This is a genomic window from Tardiphaga sp. vice304 (assembly GCF_007018905.1).
Taxonomy (GTDB): domain Bacteria; phylum Pseudomonadota; class Alphaproteobacteria; order Rhizobiales; family Xanthobacteraceae; genus Tardiphaga.
Genome location: NZ_CP041402.1, coordinates 874242 through 890635 on the forward strand (window position 1 = coordinate 874242; position 16394 = coordinate 890635).

A 16394-nucleotide genomic window follows, 5' to 3' on the forward strand; every position below is an offset into this window, starting at 1 on the left:
ACGAGGCGCCGGGATCGCCAGCGCAGCCGTGCCATTCCGGATTGCCGTACACCTCAGTGCCGAGCGATCGTATCGTCGCCGCCTCAGCGTGCATGGGACCGAAAGGCGGCGCCCAGCGTACGCAGCGCGCCGCGCGCCCGGGCGTCGGTGAGGCTGGAATGCAGCATCACCTCGCCATCAGGCAATTTCGGCAGGCCGAGCCGTGGACCGACATCGACGCTGCCTGCTGGTGCCACCCGGCGAACCAGCGCGGCAAGCGCGAGGCCCGCCGAGATCGCCGCGCCGATGGTCGCGACCCCGCCCCCGACGAACACTTCCTCCCACGCGACACCTGCGGCATCGAGGGCACCGATCGCCATCGCGCGCACGTTGCAGGGCTCGGCCTGGGTGGCCAGCCGCAACGGCTCGCCGGGCTGATGACGAAAGTCGGGCGAGGCCATCCAGCCGAATTCCTCGGTCAGCAACAGCTCGCCGTCGCGGCGGCGGGAATCGTGGCGCAGCACGATCGCGGCGTCCAGGGTGCCGCTGTCATACGCCTCCAGCATCAGGCGCGACGTCTCGATATGCAGCTCCATGACCAGCGCGGGATCGGTCGCGTTCATGCGCGTCAGCACCTGCGCCAGATCGGCGCCGACCAGATGATGGCTGATCCCGACCACCAGGCGGCGGCGCTCGACCGCAAACGCGCCGAGCGCCGCCTGGTGCGCGGCGACCAGATGGCGGGCAGACGCCAGGAACGCGGTCCCCTCCGATGACAACCGCACCAGCCGAGGCGTGCGTTCCAACAACCGCTTGCCGAGCCCGCTTTCCAGCCGCTTGATCTTCAGGCTAACGGCCGACTGGGTGCTGCCCATCGCCTCGGCCGCTCGGGTGAAACTGGCGAGATCGGCCACCAGCACAAAGGCCTGCACGGCTTCGACATCCAGCGTCTTCATCGGCCACCATTTAAATCTGGTATCATTGAAATATCATTTCATATCGTTTTCCAATGATCAATGTGGGGCTAGGTTTGCGGCATCGGAATTGATCACAGGAGACCACCATGCCGCTGGTTCGTATTTCACTGCTGCGGGGCAAGCCGTCCGCCTATCGCCAGGCGATTGCCGAAGCGGTCTATCAGGCGCTGCGCGATACGTTCGACGTGCCGGACCGCGACCGCTTTGTCACGATCACGGAGCATGACGGCGAGGATTTCATCTTCGACCGTTTCTATCTCGGCATCGACCGCAGCGACGACTTCGTCATCATCCAGCTCACGGTGAGCAACACCCGGACGCGCGAGAAGAAGCGGGCGCTATACCGGCGCATCGTCGAGTTACTTGCTGCCGATCCCGGGCTGCGGCCCGAGGACGTGTTCATCAATCTCGTCGAGGTGCTGCCGGAGAATTGGTCGTTCGGGATGGGCGAGGCGCAGTACGTCAAGTGATGGGGGTCTGCGCGCTCGCTGCCCCGGATTGCGTCGCCACGCGCTGCGCGCGCGACGACTTCATCCGGGCTACGGATTACCGCGTCGGGACCGGCTTGTCGCCGCGGTAGTCGTAGAAGCCGCGCTGCGTCTTGCGGCCGAGCCAGCCGGCTTCGACATATTTCACCAGCAGCGGGCAGGGGCGGTACTTGGAATCGGCCAGGCCCTCATGCAGCACCTGCATGATCGACAGGCAGGTATCCAGGCCGATGAAGTCGGCCAGTTCGAGCGGGCCCATCGGGTGGTGCGCGCCGAGCTTCATCGCGGCGTCGATCGCCTCGACGTTGCCGACGCCTTCATACAGCGTGTAGATCGCCTCATTGATCATCGGCAGCAGGATGCGGTTGACGATGAAGGCCGGGAAATCCTCGGAGACGGCGATCTGCTTGCCGAGCTTGCTGACGAATTCCTTGGAGGCGTCGAACGTCGCGTCGTCGGTGGCGATGCCGCGGATCAGTTCGACCAGCTCCATCAAGGGCACCGGGTTCATGAAGTGAATGCCGATGAATTTTTCCGGGCGGTCGGTGGACGCCGCCAGCCGGGTGATCGAGATCGACGAGGTGTTGGAGGCCACGATCGCTTCCGGCTTCAGCACGGCGCAGAGATCGTGAAAAATCTTGCGCTTGATCTCTTCTTTCTCGACCGCTGTCTCGATCACGAGGTCGCAATCCGACAGACCGTCCATCGCATCCGATGATACGATCCTGTCGAGCGCCGACTTGCGGGCGTCCTCGGTGATGATCTTCTTGGCGACCTGCCGCGACAGATTGCCGTTGATGGTCGCCATCGCCGACTTCAGCCGCTCGGCCGAGACGTCGTTGAGCACCACGTCAAAGCCGCCCAGGGCCGCGACATGTGCGATGCCGTTGCCCATCTGGCCCGAGCCGATCACGCCGACTTTCTTGATCATAACCGCCATCTTGTCATCTGATCGGGTGGCCGGCTGCGTCACCGCGACCGCCCCCTGTTATTGCACAAACACCGGCCGAAGTCCTCTGATCCCGGCCGGCGTTTCTCATCGACCTTAGCGCGGTTACTTGCCGAGCGCTGCGGTCAGTTCCGGTACTGCCTGGTAGAGGTCCGCGACCAGGCCGTAATCGGCGACCTGGAAGATCGGCGCGTCTTCATCCTTGTTGATCGCGACGATCACCTTGGAATCCTTCATGCCGGCGAGATGCTGGATCGCGCCGGAAATCCCGATCGCGATGTACAGTTCCGGCGCTACCACCTTGCCGGTCTGGCCAACCTGCCAGTCGTTCGGCGCGTAGCCGGCATCCACCGCGGCACGCGAGGCGCCGACGCCGGCGCCGAGCTTGTCGGCCAGGGGCTCGATGTACTGGGTGAAGTTCTCGCGGCTCTGCATGGCGCGGCCACCGGAGACGATGATCTTCGCCGAGGTCAGTTCCGGACGGTCGCTCTTAGCGACTTCCTCGCCGACGAAGGTCGACAGCGCCGGATCGGCCGCCGCGGTGGCGGATTCGATCGACGCGCTGCCACCTTCACCGGCGGCTGCGGCAAAGGTCGAAGTACGCACGGTGATGACCTTCTTGGCGTCCTTCGACTTCACGGTCTGGATCGCGTTGCCGGCATAGATCGGGCGCTCATAGGTGTCGGGTGCAATCACCTTGGTGATTTCCGACACCTGCATCACGTCGAGCAGGGCGGCGACGCGCGGCATCACATTCTTGAAGCGTGAGGTGGCAGGCGCCACGAAGGCGTCGTAGGCCGGAGCCAGCGACACGATCAGCGCGGCCAGCGGCTCGGCCAGGTCATGCGCATAGAGAGCGTCGTCGGCGATCAGCACCTTGGTCACGCCGGCCAGCTTCGCAGCCTTCTCGGCCGCGGCCTTGGTGCCTTCGCCGCCACCGGCGACGAGCACGTGGACTTCCGCGCCGAGCGCGGTCGCGGCTGTCAACGCCTTGTTGGTGGAGTCCTTGAGGATGTCGTGTTCGTGTTCGGCAATGAGAAGTGTGGTCATCAGATCACCCCCGCTTCGGTCTTCAGTTTGGATACCAGCTCGGCGACGTCCTTGACCTTGACGCCGGCCTTGCGGGTCCCGGGTTCCGTGGTCTTGATGATCTCAAGATGCGGCGTGACATCGACGCCGTATTCCTCGGCGGTCTTGTCGGCGATCGGCTTCTTCTTGGCCTTCATGATGTTGGGCAGGCTGGCGTAGCGCGGCTCGTTGAGACGCAGATCGGTGGTAACGATCGTCGGACCCTTCAGCTTGACGATCTGCGAGCCGCCGTCGACTTCGCGCGTCACCAGGAAATCCGAACCTTCGACTTCGAGCTTGGATGCGAACGTCGCCTGCGACCAGCCGAGCAAGGCGGCCAACATCTGGCCGGTCTGGTTGGAGTCGTCATCGATCGCCTGCTTGCCGAGAATGACCAGGCCGGGCTGTTCTTCCGCGACGACGGCCTTGAGGATCTTGGCGACGGCCAGCGGCTCGACGGGTCCGTCGACCTTGACCAGGATGCCGCGGTCGGCTCCCATCGCGAGGCCGGTGCGGATGGTTTCCGAGGCCTGCGCGGGCCCGATGGACACGACCACCACTTCGGTCGCCTTGCCGGCCTCTTTCAGGCGCAGGGCTTCCTCGACGGCGATTTCGTCGAACGGATTCATCGACATCTTGACGTTGGCGAGTTCAACCCCGGTTCCGTCGGACTTGACGCGAACCTTGACGTTGTAATCGACCACTCGCTTGACCGGCACCAGAATCTTCATCGATCCTCTTTCGTGTGAGTTTCTTCGTTTGACGCAGCACTTGAAGCTTGGCCGCGGAACCTAAAGCGCCGGCCAACCGGGGTCAACGCGCGAAAACCGAAAAGGGCGGGTGGGAGCTGCCCGCTTTTGCCGGCAGTTTATCGATTTTTGCCGGGTACCCACAGCACGTCGCCGGCCCCGTTGTCGTTCTGCGACCGACTGCCGACAAACAGGAAGTCCGACAGCCGGTTCATGTACTGGATCGCGGCATCAGACACCGGCTCGTTCGGCCGGGCGGCGAGTTCCACCATGAGCCGCTCGGCGCGGCGACAGATCGTGCGGGCGACATGCAGATGCGCCGAAGCCGGCGTGCCGCCCGGCAGCACGAAAGAGGTCAGCTCGGTCAGGGACTCGTTCAAAGCGTCGATATCGCGCTCCAGCCGGTCGACCTGGCTAGCCAGCACTCGAAGCCGCTCGGCGCGGCCGTCGCGCTGCGGCACCGCGAGGTCGGCCCCAAGGTCGAACAGATCATTCTGGATCGCCATCAGCATGGCGTCCAGCGCGGGCGCCGCCGCCAGATGCAGCCGGACCACGCCCAGCGCGGCATTGGTCTCATCCACGGTACCGTAGGCCTCGATCCGCAGATCATATTTCGGCCGCCGTTCGCCGGAGCCCAGCGCCGTGGTGCCGTCATCGCCGGTGCGGGTGTAGATCTTGTTGAGAACGACCATGAATGAATTCCGGAATGCAGGCTGTAGGGTGGGCAAAGCGCAGCGTGCCCACCGTTGCGCTCGCCGCTGGGATGGTGGGCACGGCGCAAGTGCGCCTTTGCCCACACTACGAAATCTCGCTTTATCTTCCCATCGCCCACACCGTGGCCATGGTCAGCACGATGGCGACGAACTGCAGCGCCACGCGCCAGCGCATCAATTTCTGCGAGCGGTTCGGCGAACCGCCGCGCATCATGTTGAACAGGCCGAGCAGCAGCACCACGGCCACCGCGCCGGCCGCGATAGGCAGCAGGAATTGGCTCAGGAAGGATGTCATATCAGCTCCATATCACCACCAGCCGCGCTTCGCCAGCGCCCGGAAAATCCCCGCCGCAGTGCAACGATCTGGCGTTTTATCCGTAATTATCAAATACTAGCGTCATGCTGGCAGCGCGCCCCTGCCGCCCGAACCAGGTGATATGTGAGGCAGATTCGCTACGTCTACGATGTCGGGCTGGACGCCTTTTATACGTTTCTCGCCGATGATGGCTGGGCGATCGCCAGCCATATCGCGCTGTCGTCGCTGATGGCGCTGTTTCCGTTTCTGATCGTGCTGGCCTCGCTGGCGGGATTCTTCGGTTCCGAGGACCTTGCCGACCAGGCCGCCGGGCTGTTGCTGCAGGTCTGGCCGGAGCAGGTCGCCAGCACGCTGTCCAGCCAGATCCATGACGTGCTGACCACCACCCGCGGCGACGCCTTGACCATCGGCCTGGTGCTGGCGGTCTATTTCGCCTCCAACGGCATCGAGAGTTTGCGGGTAGCGCTGAACCGCGCTTATGCCGTCATCGAGCCGCGGCGCTGGTATTGGCTGCGGCTGGAATCGATCGGCTACACGCTGCTCGCCGCGGTCACCGCACTGGCGATGGCGTTTCTGATCGTGCTCGGGCCGCTGATCCTGGAGATCGTGCGGCTTTATGTGCCGTTGGTGGTGGCCAGTAATGAGACGCCGCTCAACATCGCGCGCTACGGAATTACCATCACGGCGATGATCGTGGTGCTGTTCATGCTGCATGCCTGGTTGCCGGCAGGAAGGCGCAGTTTCATGCAGATCCTGCCCGGCATCGTGTTCACGATGCTGGCGTCGCTCGTATCGGGAATCGGTTTCGGCCTGTATCTGGCGCGCTTCGCCAACAATTACGTCACGATGTATGCGGGTCTGGCCTCGGTGATCATTGCGCTGGTGTTCCTGTATTTCATCGCCGCGATCTTCGTCTATGGCGGCGAACTCAACGCCGCCATCATCAAGTCACGGCTACCGCGCGGCGTCTCGCTTCAAGCAGCGCAGTCGCTAGCCCCCGTGGAGACACAGGTTTAGTCAGGAATGCATCGGCGCCGGCGGCCAGCGAGGCCGCCTCGTCGTCGCCGCGGCCGGACACCCCGATGATGGCGACGCGGCCCTGCGGGGTGTCCAGCGCGCGGATCTGGCTGATCGCCTCGACGCCGTTGATGCCCGGCAGCACCATGTCCATCAGCACCGCATCGAACGCGCCCTGCGCCACCCGTTCGGCGGCGGCCTCGCCGCGACCGATGAATTCGGCCTGATGGCCCAGCTCGGTGAGGATCGTGTTCAGGACGACGCGGCCGAACGGATTGTCCTCGACGCTGAGCACGCGCAGCGTCTCGCGCGGCCCGAACGGGTCGTCATCGTCGGTGTCCGACGCCGCGCTGACCGGGCCGCTCGCTTTGGCCAGCGTCACGGTCAGGGTAAAGATCGTGCCGCCGCCCGGCCGCTGCGCCACCACGATGTCGCCGCCCATCGCGCGCGCCAGTTGTTTCACCGAGGACAGGCCGAGCCCGGCGCCGCCGAACCGCGAGGCGATGGTGACATTGGCTTGCGAGAACGGCCGGAACAGTTTCTTGATCTCGGCCAGCGACAGGCCGATGCCGCTGTCGGCAATTTTGAACGAGACGCCGACCCGGCCGGCCACTCGCACCGGCGCGACCTTGAGCGTGACGCTGCCGCGATCGGTGAATTTGACGGCGTTGTCGATCAGGTTCTCCAGCGCGGCGCGCAGCCGCACCGGGTCGCCGATCACGAAGACCGGCAATTTTTCGGAAATGGTGACGGTGGACTGCAGGCCGCGGGCGGCGGCGCGGCCGGCCAGCGAGTCGCCGGAATTACGCGCCAGGGAGCGCAGGTCGAAGAAGTCCTGGCGCACCTCGAGCCGCGAATTGCTGCTGCGCGCAGCATCGACGAACAGCGTCGCCAGCCCGGCCAGATGCTCGGCGCCGGCCTTGATGGTGTCGACCCAGCGCCGCTCGCGTTCGCCGAGATCCGAGGTAGCGAGCAGGTCGCTGACCGCGAGGATGCCGGTGAGGGGGGTGCGAACCTCGTGGGCGAAGGCGGCAAGCGCGGCCTCGACCATCGACCCGGAACGCACCGCGCCGCGCTTGGCGAACGACTTCGCCGCCGCCGTCTTGGCGACGCGCGTTTTCACAACTCGTTTGGTGCGCTTCCGCAGCGGCTGCGGCGGGCGCTTTACTGGCGCCATGTATCTTCCACCCAATCCCCGATCACCATGCATGGCGGGACTTCAAGAGTCACGTAGTCGACCCCGTGCGTCCCCCGGAAAGCTTGCAGCGAGTCAGGCGGCTGGCAGGCCGATCATTCGCCGGATGTCGGCCGGGCCTGCCCCCCGGGCGCGCAGCTCGCGCAGCGCGGTGGCGCCGGTCGACTTCGCCAGCTTGCCGCCTCCCTCATCGCGCAGCAGCGGGTGGTGCCGGTAGGTCGGCGGCTCCAGCCCGAGCAACGTCTGCAATAGCCGGTGAACGCTGGTCGACCAGAACAGGTCCTGGCCACGGACCACGTCGGTGACGCCCTGCAGGGCGTCGTCGATCACCACCGAGAGATGATAGCTGGTCGGTATTTCCTTGCGGGCCAGGATGACATCGCCCCACGCCTCCGGCCGCGCCGCCACCGCGCCGCTCTCGCCGGACGGGCCGGCGCCGAACTCCGTCCATTGCAGCGCGCCGGCGCGGCGGCTGGCTTCCGCCATGTCGAGCCGCAGCGCGGTCGGAGCACCCGCCCGGCGCAATTCGGCGACCGCCGAAGGCGTCAGCGATCTGGCAATGCCGGGATACAGCGGCACGCCGTCCGGATCGTGCGGCCACTTGCCCCTGATCTGTTCGGCCGCGACCAGCCTGGCGATTTCGGCCCGGCTCTCGAAGCTGGGATACAGCAGGCCCTGCGCGTTCAGCCGGTCGGTGGCCGCCCGGTATTGCTCAAAATGCTCCGACTGCCGCCGCACCGGGGTCTCCCACTCGATGCCGAGCCAGGCGAGGTCCTCATAGATCGCCGCCTCGAACGCCGGTTTGCAGCGCGCGCGGTCGATATCCTCGATCCGCAGCAGCAGGCGGCCGCCGGATTGCCGCGCCAGTTCGGCATTTAGCAGCGCCGAATAGGCGTGGCCGAGATGCAGGTAGCCGTTGGGGCTCGGCGCAAATCTGAAAACGGGTGGCATTGAACTCTTGTCCGGGACGTGATGATCCTAGATCGCGATGACCGTGCACCTCAACAGCCAGGCCGATCTCGACGACGCCGTGGCGGCGCTGGTCAGGCTCGACCCCCGCCTTGCGCCGGTGCTGGAGATTGCCGGCCCGCCGACGTTGCGGCGCCGCGCCCCCGGCTTCGAAGGATTGGCGCAGATCGTCTGCGGCCAGCAGCTCTCGGTGGCCTCGGCCTCGGCGATCTGGGGCCGGCTGACCGGCGCGTTTGTGCCGTTTCACCACGACGCCGTGCGCCGCGCGCGCACCGACCGGCTCGGCCGCCTTGGTCTCTCGGCGGCGAAGATCCGGACGCTGAAGGGCATCGCGCGCGAACTGGTCGCCGGACGGCTCAATCTCGACGTACTGGCGGAAGAAGACGCCGACGCCGCGCATGCGACGCTGACCCGGCTGCACGGCATCGGCCCGTGGACCGCGGACGTCTATCTGCTGTTCTGCCTCGGCCATGGCGACGCCTGGCCGGCCGGCGACGTCGCCTTGCAGGAAGCCATCAAGGTCGGCCTTGGTCTTGCGGCACGCCCGACCGAAAAGCAGATGGCCCCGCTCGCCGAGCCCTGGCGCCCGCTGCGGGGTGCGGCGGCGCATCTGTGGTGGAGCTATTATCACGCGATCAAGAAGCGCGAAGGCGTGTAATCAGTAGCCCGGATGAAGTCGGCCCGCCGCGCGCATCGACGCAATCCGGGGGGAGACGCTGGTAAATGAGCCGACCCCGGATTGTCATCCGGGCGACAAGAATGGAAGCAGCAACGTGAACTCATTCCCCGCAGGCGGCATTGCAGTCTTGATCGGTGCCTCCGGCGGGATCGGCGGCGCCCTCGCAGAACTGCTGGAGAGCAGCGGCCATTTTGCCGAGGTTGTCCGCTTCAGCCGCTCGGGTACGCCGGCGCTCGATATCACGTCGGAGCCGGGCATCGCACAGGCCGCTGCGGCGGTTGCAGCGCGCGGCGGCAAGCTGCGTCTGGTGTTCGACGCCACCGGCTTCCTGCATGACGACGACTTCCAGCCCGAAAAGAGCTGGCGTGAGATCGATCCCGATCACATGCAGAAATCCTTTGCGGTGAATGCGATCGGCCCGGCGCTGCTGATGAAGCATTTTTTGCCGCTGCTCGCCGCTGACGGCCGGGCGGTGTTTGCCACGCTGTCGGCCAAGGTCGGTAGCATCGGCGACAACGAGCTTGGCGGCTGGTACGCCTACCGCGCCGCCAAGGCCGCGCTCAACCAGCTCGTCAAAACGGCGTCGGTCGAATTGAAGCGACGCAGGCCGCAAGCGATCTGCGTCGCGCTGCATCCAGGCACCGTCGCGACCGCGCTCACCGGACCATTCTCGAAAACCGGGCTCGACGTGCAAACCCCGGCAGACGCTGCCGCTTGCCTGCTGGCTGCGATCGACGGGCTGCAACCCGACGATTCCGGCGGGTTTCTCGATCGGTTCGGCCAATCCATTCCCTGGTGAGACTTGGCGTTTCAGGCATTTCATTGCCGTTTGCGTAGTCACGCCATTGCATCGCTATCGTGCGCTTCGTATAGTGCAGGCATGACCACATCGCAAAGCCTGACAACAGCAACGTTCCGTTGCTGGCCGACGGCGTTTGTCCAAGGGAGTTTGAATGAACGATCTCGTACGCGTTATGAAAGCCGCTGACGCCGCCGCACGCTGGCACGTCGATCAGCGCCGCAAGGGGGCCGCGCAGGAGCCCTACCTCAACCATCTGCTGGAAGTCGCCAGCCTGGTCGCCGAGGCGACCGGCGGGCGAGAGCCGGATCTGGTCATTGCCGCCCTCCTGCACGACGCGGTGGAAGATGTCGGCGTGACCGAGGAGCAGGTTGCGCAGCAGTTCGGCGCCAGGATCGCCGGCATCGTCATGGAGGTGACCGACGACAAGAGCCTGCCGAAGGCTGAACGCAAGCTTCGGCAGGTCGCGTCCACCAGCCACAAGAGCCGCGAGGCCAAGATGATAAAGCTCGCCGACAAGACCAGCAACTTGCGCACGATAAGCGCTAGCCCTGCGCCCGACTGGTCGGTTCAGCGACGTCTCGATTACGTGCAGTGGGCACGGGAGGTGGTTGCGCAGGGTCGTGGCGTGTCGCCCTGGCTGGAGGCGCAGTTCGATGCGGCTGCGGAACGGGCGATCGCGTCGGTCAGCGACCACGCTGTCTGAGCGGCGCCGGTCAACGCGCCGTCGGGGAATCCGCGCCGCTGCAAGGACTGCGAATACGACGCAAGTGCAGACCGGGAGTGGCCCGGTACGGTCCGAGGGCAAGGCGACCATCCGGGGTCCTGCCACCTTCCGGGATATCCCGTTCAACACCCTTCACAACGCCGTCACGCTGCCTGTAGTATGACAGTGTTGGCTGCGTCGCAGCGTCGGGTGGGGTCAGGAGCGTTACTTGAACGCACACGTCTCGCAGGGTGGTTGGCCGGTCCTGGTCCTCAACGCGGACTTCCGGCCGCTGAGCTATTATCCACTGTCACTGTGGTCGTGGCAGGATGCGATCAAGGCGGTGTTCCTCGACCGCGTCAATATCGTCGAGCACTACGATCACTTGGTGCACAGCCCGTCTTTCGAGATCCAGCTGCCCAGCGTGGTGTCGCTGAAATCCTTCGTCAAGCCGACAACGCACCCCGCTTTCACCCGGTTCAACGTATTCCTGCGCGACCGCTTCACCTGCCAGTATTGCGGCGCACATGACGACCTCACCTTCGATCACATCATCCCGCGCTCGAAGGGCGGCCAGACCACCTGGGAAAACGTCGTCGCGGCCTGCTCGCCCTGCAACCTGCGCAAGGCCGATATGACGACCCAGCAGGCTCGCATGTTCCCGCGGCAGACCGCGTTCTCCCCCACCGTGCACCAGTTGCACCGCAACGGCCGGCTGTTCCCGCCGAACTACCTGCACGATAGCTGGGTCGACTACCTGTACTGGGATACTGAGCTGGATCCGTAGGGAGGACATCTTCAAATCTGTTCTCGAGCACGCGACGGCGCAAGCCAGCGCGTATGATGCCGACTTTTATGCCTGGACGCAGGAGCAGGTCGCTCTGCCGGCGCTCACGTTGCCGTCTGAATGCCCTCTTAGTCTCGACGATCTGCTTGCGCCGGACTTCGATTTGAGCCGCTGCGCAGAGTTGATTGCAGCGTCGATCGGCAACAACGGGCGCGGCGGCCAGTAGCCTCGTCCGGCCGCGTCGCAGCAATGCCCGCACCATTCGCATGCTGCAGCGCCCTCTGCAGCGAAGTGTAGTTCGCTCTTTCAAACCTCCTTGACTTGGTATCACGGAACTAGGCAGTCTGGCGTGACCAAGAACGCATCGGACAACGATCCGGATGCATCAGGGAGAGACGTCATGAGCTCATTTATGAGGCCGCTTTCGGCTGCGAGTCTGATCGTTGCCGGCGCCCTTGCCATCACCAATCCCGCCACCGCGCAGCAGACCATCAAGATCGGCGTGCCCACCTCGGTGCAGCTGCAGGTCGGTCGCGATACCCAGAACGCCGCCAAACTGGCCGCCGAGGAGATCAACGCCAAGGGCGGCGTGCTCGGACGCAAACTCGAGATCGTCGTTGCCGACGAAACCGAGAACCCCGAACAGGGTATCGCCGCGATCAAGAAGCTCACCGCCGACGAGAAGGTCAATGTGCTGATCGGCGGCTACACCAGCGGCGTTACCCTCGCCCAGTTGCCGCACATCTCGAGCGCCAAGACGATCTATATCGGCGTGGGAGCCGCCTCGCCGGCCATCACCGCCAAGGTGAAATCCGACTACGACAACTACAAGTACATTTTCCGCGCATTTCCCATTAACGCTGCGCACCAGGCCCGCGCGCTGGTCGACTTCATCAACGGCAAGCTGAAGGGCGAGTTGAAGATGACCAAGATCGCCATCGTCGGCGAGAATGCCAAATGGGTTCAGGACCTGGTCCCGATCCTGAAAAAGGGTGCCACCGATGGCGGCACCGAGGTGAAGCTGGCGGAATTCTTCGATACCTCGACGTCGGACTTCTCGCCGCTGTTCGCCAAGGTCAAGGACTCGGGCGCGCAATATCTCATCGTCGTGCTGTCGCATGCCTCGTCGGACATTTTCGTCAAGCAGTGGCATGACGCGCAGGTGCCGATCCCGATCGGCGGCATCGACGTCAAGAGCCAGGACGCCGATTTCTTCACCCGCGTCAGCGGCAAGGCCAATGCGGAAACCGTCGGCATGTTCGCGATCCGCGCGCCACTGACGCCGAAGACGATCCCGTTCTGGGACGAGTTCGTGAAGCGCTTCGGCACCGCCCCGGTCTATACCGGGATCGGCGCCTATGACGCGGTCTACATTTATGCCGATGCGGTGAAGCGCGCCAATTCGATCGAGCCCGACGCGGTCATCAAGGAACTGGAGAAGACCGATCATGTCGGCATCGCCGGCAAGCTCGTGTTCGATGAATTGCACGACGTGAAAACCGGGCCGGGCATGCAGAACCTGCTGTTCGTGCAGTGGCAGAAGAACGGCGAACGCGTCGTGGTGTGGCCGAAGGAAGCCGCCACCGGCCCGATGATCTCGCCGCCCTGGATGAGCAACTAGCTGTCGTCGAGTCAGGAGGCCGAACCGTAACGTTCGGCCTCCCCCTTCCTGGCACCAACAGCGGGACCTCATGCTTCAAATTCTGATTTACGGCGCGGTCTCCAGCGCGATCTACGCAATGCTAGCCGTGGGATTCACCCTCATCTTCGGCGTCGCCCGCATCCTCAACCTGGCCCATGGTTCGTTTTATGCGCTCGGCGCCTACGCCGCCTACGTGCTGACCTCGTTGCTGGGCGTGCCCTTGTTTCTCGCCGCCCCCATCGCCGTGCTGCTGGTTGCCGGCTTCGGCGTGCTGATGGAGCGCTTTTTGGTGCGCCCGCTGCGCGCCTCGCAACTGGCGGTGCTGATGATCACGCTGGCGGTGTCGCTGGCCGTGGAGCAGGCGCTGTTCATCACCTTCGGCTCGGAATACCGCAATGTGCCGTCCTTCGTCGCCGACAAGCTGTCGATCGGCGGCGTCGATATCGGCGGGCAGCGTCTGCTGGCGCTGGTCGCCGGCGTGCTGGTGCTGCTGCTGCTGTGGCTGTTCATCCAGCGCACCCGGCTGGGCGCAGCCATTCTTGCGGTGTCGCAGGATCCGGAAGCCGCGCAGTACATGGGCATTCCGACCAACCGCATCTTCTCGATCGTCATGGCGATTTCGGCCGGCACCGCCGCGCTGGCCGGCGTGCTGGTGTCGCCGTTCCTGACGGTGCAGCCCACCATGGGCTTGCTGCCGATGGTCAAGGCCTTCGCCATCGTCATCGTCGGCGGGCTCGGCTCGATCCCGGGCAGCATCATCGCCTCCCTGATCCTCGGCTATTCCGAGACCATCGTCGCCTACATGATCTCCACCTCATGGACCGAACTGGTCTCGCTGGTCGCCGTGGTGGTCACCCTGATGATCCGGCCCTCCGGCATCCTCGGCCGACGGGCGGCGTTCTGATATGCGCAGCATCGCTCCGATCGATATCGCCGGCGGCATCGCGCTTGTCGCCATCCTCGCGGTGGCACCGATGCAGGTATCCAGCAACTATCTCACCGGCGTGCTGACGGTCTGCGCCGTCTACGGCATCTGGGCCTCGAGCTGGGACTTCATGTCCGGCCTCACCGGCCGGGAGAATTTCGGCCACTCGCTGTTCATCGGCGCCGGGGCCTATACCGCGGGTTTTCTCGCCACCATCTGGTTCACCAATCCGTGGCTCAGCCTGCCGCTGGCGGTGGTGATCGCGGTGGCCTTCAGCCTGCTGGTCGGCTTTCCCACGCTGCGGCTGCGCGGCCCGTATTTCGCGCTGGCGATGTTGTCGGCCTCGGCCATCCTGCAGCGGCTGTGCCTGATCTTCTGGGAATATACCGGCGGCGAGGAGGGGCTGTACGGCCTCGACCCGTTGATCAAGAACCCGCTGCACTACTACTGGTTCGTGCTCGGCGTGCTGGTGGTCACCGTGATCGTTCTCACGCTGCTGGCGCAGTCGCATTGGGGCCTGCTGCTGCGGGCCATTCGCGGCGATGAGGCGACCTGTCAGGCCGCCGGCATCAACGTCACCTTCTACAAAATAGCATCCCTGATGATCTCGGCCGGTTTCGCCGGCCTCGGCGGCGCGCTCTACGCGCACTATCAGCTGCAGGTCTCGCCGCCTTTGTTCTCGGTGGTCGTCTCCATCACCGTGATCATCATGGTCTATGTCGGCGGCATCGGCTCGATCTACGGCGCCGCCGTCGCGGCGATCTTGCTGACGCTGCTTACCGAAATGCTGCGCGGTTTCGGCGAGTACCGGCTGTGGATATACACCCTTACGCTGATGCTGATCCTGTTCTTCCTGCCCAACGGGCTGATCGCGCCGCTGTGGCGCCGGGTGACGGAGCGGCTGCGATGACCGTGCTGCTCGAGGTCGATGGCGTCACAAAACGCTTCGGTGGTCTGACCGCCGTCAAGAACGTGAGCTTCACGCTGCAGAAAGGCGAATTCACCGGCATTCTCGGGCCTAACGGCGCCGGCAAGACCACCTTGTTCAATATCCTCACCGGCTTCATGCCGCCGACCTCCGGCGCCATCCACTTCAACGGCGAGTTGGTGCGGGAGCTGGCGCCGTACAAGGTGGTCAATCGCGGCATGGCGCGGACTTTCCAGCTCACGCGCCCGTTCCTCGGCATGAACCTGCTGGAGAACGTGCTGGTGGCCTGCATGTCGCCACGCGCGCATCAGGACAAGGATAAGGAGGCCCGCGCGAGCTATCTGCTCGGTCAGGTCGGCCTCGGCGGTCGCGACAAGGAGCCGGTGGAAACGCTGCCTTACGGCGACCTGCGGCGGCTCGAAATCGCCCGCGCGCTGGCGACGAGGCCGGACCTCCTGCTGCTCGACGAGCCCTTCGCCGGCCTCGGCAGCAGCGAGATCGAGCAGCTGGCGCAACTGATCCGCCGGCTGCACCGCGAGGAAAACCTCACCATCCTCCTGATCGAACACAAGCTGCGCGAGTTCATGGCCTTGGTGTCGCGCGTCATCGCGATGAATTTCGGCGAGATCATCGCGGTCGGGCCGCCCGACGAGATCGTGAAAAATCCAAAGGTGATCGAGGCCTATATCGGCAAGACGGAGGACGAACATGCCTCTGCTTGAAGTCGCCGATCTCAAGGTCAGTTACGGCAAGGCGCTGGCGATCGAGTCGGTCTCGATCCGGGTCGAGAAGGGCGAGCTGGTCGGTGTGCTCGGCCCCAACGGCGCCGGCAAGACCACGCTGCTGAAGGCGATCTCGCGCTCGATCGCTTCCTCCGGCACGCTGGCGTTCAAGGGCCAGTCGCTGCATGACGTCGAGCCCTACAATGTCGTGGCGCGCGGTATCTGCCATTGCCCCGAGGGACGGAAACTGTTTTCCGAATTGTCGGTGCTGAAGAACCTGCAACTCGGCGCCTATTTGCGCAGCAACAAGGCCGAAATCAACGCTGATCTGGAGCGTGTTTTCACGCTGTTTCCGGTGCTGCGTGAACGGCAGTGGCAGCAATCCAGCACCCTGTCCGGCGGCGAGCAGCAGATGGTGGCGATCGGCCGCGCTTTGATGGGCCGTCCCGAACTGCTGCTGCTCGACGAACCCTCGGTCGGTATCGCACCCAAGCTGAAGGGGCTGATCTTCGATTCGATCCAGCAGATCCGTCGCGACGGCACCGCCATCCTGATCGTCGAGCAGGACGCCACCTCGACGCTGCGCATCGCCGACCGGGTCTATGTGCTGGAACACGGCCGTACCATCCGCGAGGGCAAGTCCGCCGAACTCGCCGGTGACGAGTATATCCGTCAGGTCTATCTCGGCGTGTAGGCCGGGCCGGCCATCGCGGTGCGCGCGGCCCGGCGGAAATCCGGCCGGGGCTGGACTTCCAAGGCTGCCATCGCATCTTATATGCAGGTCCA

Annotated in this window: 19 protein-coding genes; 11 read left to right on the forward strand and 8 right to left on the reverse strand. The window is 64.7% G+C overall.

Going from position 1 to position 16394, the window contains the following annotated elements; translation table 11 throughout:
• Positions 1-83: 83 nt before the first annotated feature.
• On the reverse strand, positions 84-935 hold the full coding sequence (locus tag FNL56_RS04155) for a LysR family transcriptional regulator (RefSeq protein ID WP_143577517.1): 852 nt from the start codon (positions 933-935) through the stop codon (positions 84-86).
• Positions 936-1042: 107 nt separating this feature from the next.
• Here FNL56_RS04155 and FNL56_RS04160 point away from each other — a divergent pair, with 107 nt between their 5' ends.
• The gene (locus FNL56_RS04160) at positions 1043-1426 is read left to right on the forward strand and encodes a tautomerase family protein (protein ID WP_143571726.1); all 384 of its coding nucleotides are present in this window, start codon (positions 1043-1045) and stop codon (positions 1424-1426) included.
• 76 nt (positions 1427-1502) lie between these two features.
• Here the strand turns inward: FNL56_RS04160 and FNL56_RS04165 are convergent, their stop codons facing one another.
• From FNL56_RS04165 to FNL56_RS04185, 5 genes are all read right to left on the reverse strand, one after another.
• A complete protein-coding gene (locus FNL56_RS04165; RefSeq protein ID WP_143571727.1) occupies positions 1503-2384 on the reverse strand; it encodes a 3-hydroxybutyryl-CoA dehydrogenase in 882 nt (293 codons plus the stop codon).
• A gap of 114 nt (positions 2385-2498) precedes the next feature.
• Positions 2499-3443: an electron transfer flavoprotein subunit alpha/FixB family protein gene (locus tag FNL56_RS04170; protein WP_143571728.1), complete on the reverse strand. Its 945-nt coding sequence runs from the start codon at positions 3441-3443 to the stop codon at positions 2499-2501.
• A complete protein-coding gene (locus FNL56_RS04175) occupies positions 3443-4192 on the reverse strand; it encodes an electron transfer flavoprotein subunit beta/FixA family protein (RefSeq protein WP_143571729.1) in 750 nt (249 codons plus the stop codon). Before FNL56_RS04175 ends, FNL56_RS04170 begins: the two co-directional genes overlap by 1 nt.
• A gap of 137 nt (positions 4193-4329) precedes the next feature.
• Complete coding sequence (locus FNL56_RS04180) at positions 4330-4902, reverse strand: cob(I)yrinic acid a,c-diamide adenosyltransferase (protein ID WP_143581793.1); 573 nt, start codon at positions 4900-4902, stop codon at positions 4330-4332.
• Positions 4903-5023: 121 nt separating this feature from the next.
• A complete protein-coding gene (locus FNL56_RS04185) occupies positions 5024-5218 on the reverse strand; it encodes a twin transmembrane helix small protein (RefSeq protein ID WP_143571731.1) in 195 nt (64 codons plus the stop codon).
• Positions 5219-5362: 144 nt separating this feature from the next.
• Between FNL56_RS04185 and FNL56_RS04190 the strand changes: the two genes are divergently transcribed.
• Positions 5363-6256, forward strand: coding sequence for a YihY/virulence factor BrkB family protein (locus FNL56_RS04190; RefSeq protein ID WP_143571732.1), 894 nt, complete (start codon positions 5363-5365; stop codon positions 6254-6256).
• Here the strand turns inward: FNL56_RS04190 and FNL56_RS04195 are convergent.
• Positions 6183-7433 (reverse strand): ATP-binding protein, encoded by a 1251-nt coding sequence (locus tag FNL56_RS04195; RefSeq protein WP_143571733.1) that lies wholly within the window; start codon positions 7431-7433, stop codon positions 6183-6185. The genes FNL56_RS04190 and FNL56_RS04195 overlap by 74 nt on opposite strands.
• A gap of 93 nt (positions 7434-7526) precedes the next feature.
• On the reverse strand, positions 7527-8402 hold the full coding sequence (gene gluQRS / locus FNL56_RS04200; protein ID WP_143571734.1) for a tRNA glutamyl-Q(34) synthetase GluQRS: 876 nt from the start codon (positions 8400-8402) through the stop codon (positions 7527-7529).
• Positions 8403-8439: 37 nt separating this feature from the next.
• Between gluQRS and FNL56_RS04205 the strand changes: the two genes are divergently transcribed.
• From FNL56_RS04205 to FNL56_RS04245, 9 genes are all read left to right on the forward strand, one after another.
• A complete protein-coding gene (locus tag FNL56_RS04205; RefSeq protein WP_143571735.1) occupies positions 8440-9078 on the forward strand; it encodes a DNA-3-methyladenine glycosylase family protein in 639 nt (212 codons plus the stop codon).
• Between the two features lie 115 nt (positions 9079-9193).
• Positions 9194-9898 (forward strand): SDR family NAD(P)-dependent oxidoreductase, encoded by a 705-nt coding sequence (locus FNL56_RS04210; RefSeq protein WP_143571736.1) that lies wholly within the window; start codon positions 9194-9196, stop codon positions 9896-9898.
• 154 nt (positions 9899-10052) lie between these two features.
• Positions 10053-10604 (forward strand): HD domain-containing protein, encoded by a 552-nt coding sequence (locus tag FNL56_RS04215; RefSeq protein ID WP_143571737.1) that lies wholly within the window; start codon positions 10053-10055, stop codon positions 10602-10604.
• 229 nt (positions 10605-10833) lie between these two features.
• Positions 10834-11391: an HNH endonuclease gene (locus tag FNL56_RS04220; RefSeq protein ID WP_143571738.1), complete on the forward strand. Its 558-nt coding sequence runs from the start codon at positions 10834-10836 to the stop codon at positions 11389-11391.
• 400 nt (positions 11392-11791) lie between these two features.
• Positions 11792-13012: an ABC transporter substrate-binding protein gene (locus tag FNL56_RS04225; RefSeq protein WP_143571739.1), complete on the forward strand. Its 1221-nt coding sequence runs from the start codon at positions 11792-11794 to the stop codon at positions 13010-13012.
• Positions 13013-13082: 70 nt separating this feature from the next.
• A complete protein-coding gene (locus FNL56_RS04230) occupies positions 13083-13937 on the forward strand; it encodes a branched-chain amino acid ABC transporter permease (protein ID WP_143571740.1) in 855 nt (284 codons plus the stop codon).
• A 1-nt stretch (position 13938) separates the two neighbouring features.
• On the forward strand, positions 13939-14868 hold the full coding sequence (locus FNL56_RS04235) for a branched-chain amino acid ABC transporter permease (RefSeq protein ID WP_143577518.1): 930 nt from the start codon (positions 13939-13941) through the stop codon (positions 14866-14868).
• Positions 14865-15608 (forward strand): ABC transporter ATP-binding protein, encoded by a 744-nt coding sequence (locus tag FNL56_RS04240; protein WP_143571742.1) that lies wholly within the window; start codon positions 14865-14867, stop codon positions 15606-15608. Before FNL56_RS04235 ends, FNL56_RS04240 begins: the two co-directional genes overlap by 4 nt.
• Complete coding sequence (locus FNL56_RS04245) at positions 15595-16302, forward strand: ABC transporter ATP-binding protein (RefSeq protein WP_143571743.1); 708 nt, start codon at positions 15595-15597, stop codon at positions 16300-16302. The genes FNL56_RS04240 and FNL56_RS04245 overlap by 14 nt, the downstream gene beginning before the upstream one ends.
• Positions 16303-16394: the final 92 nt, after the last annotated feature.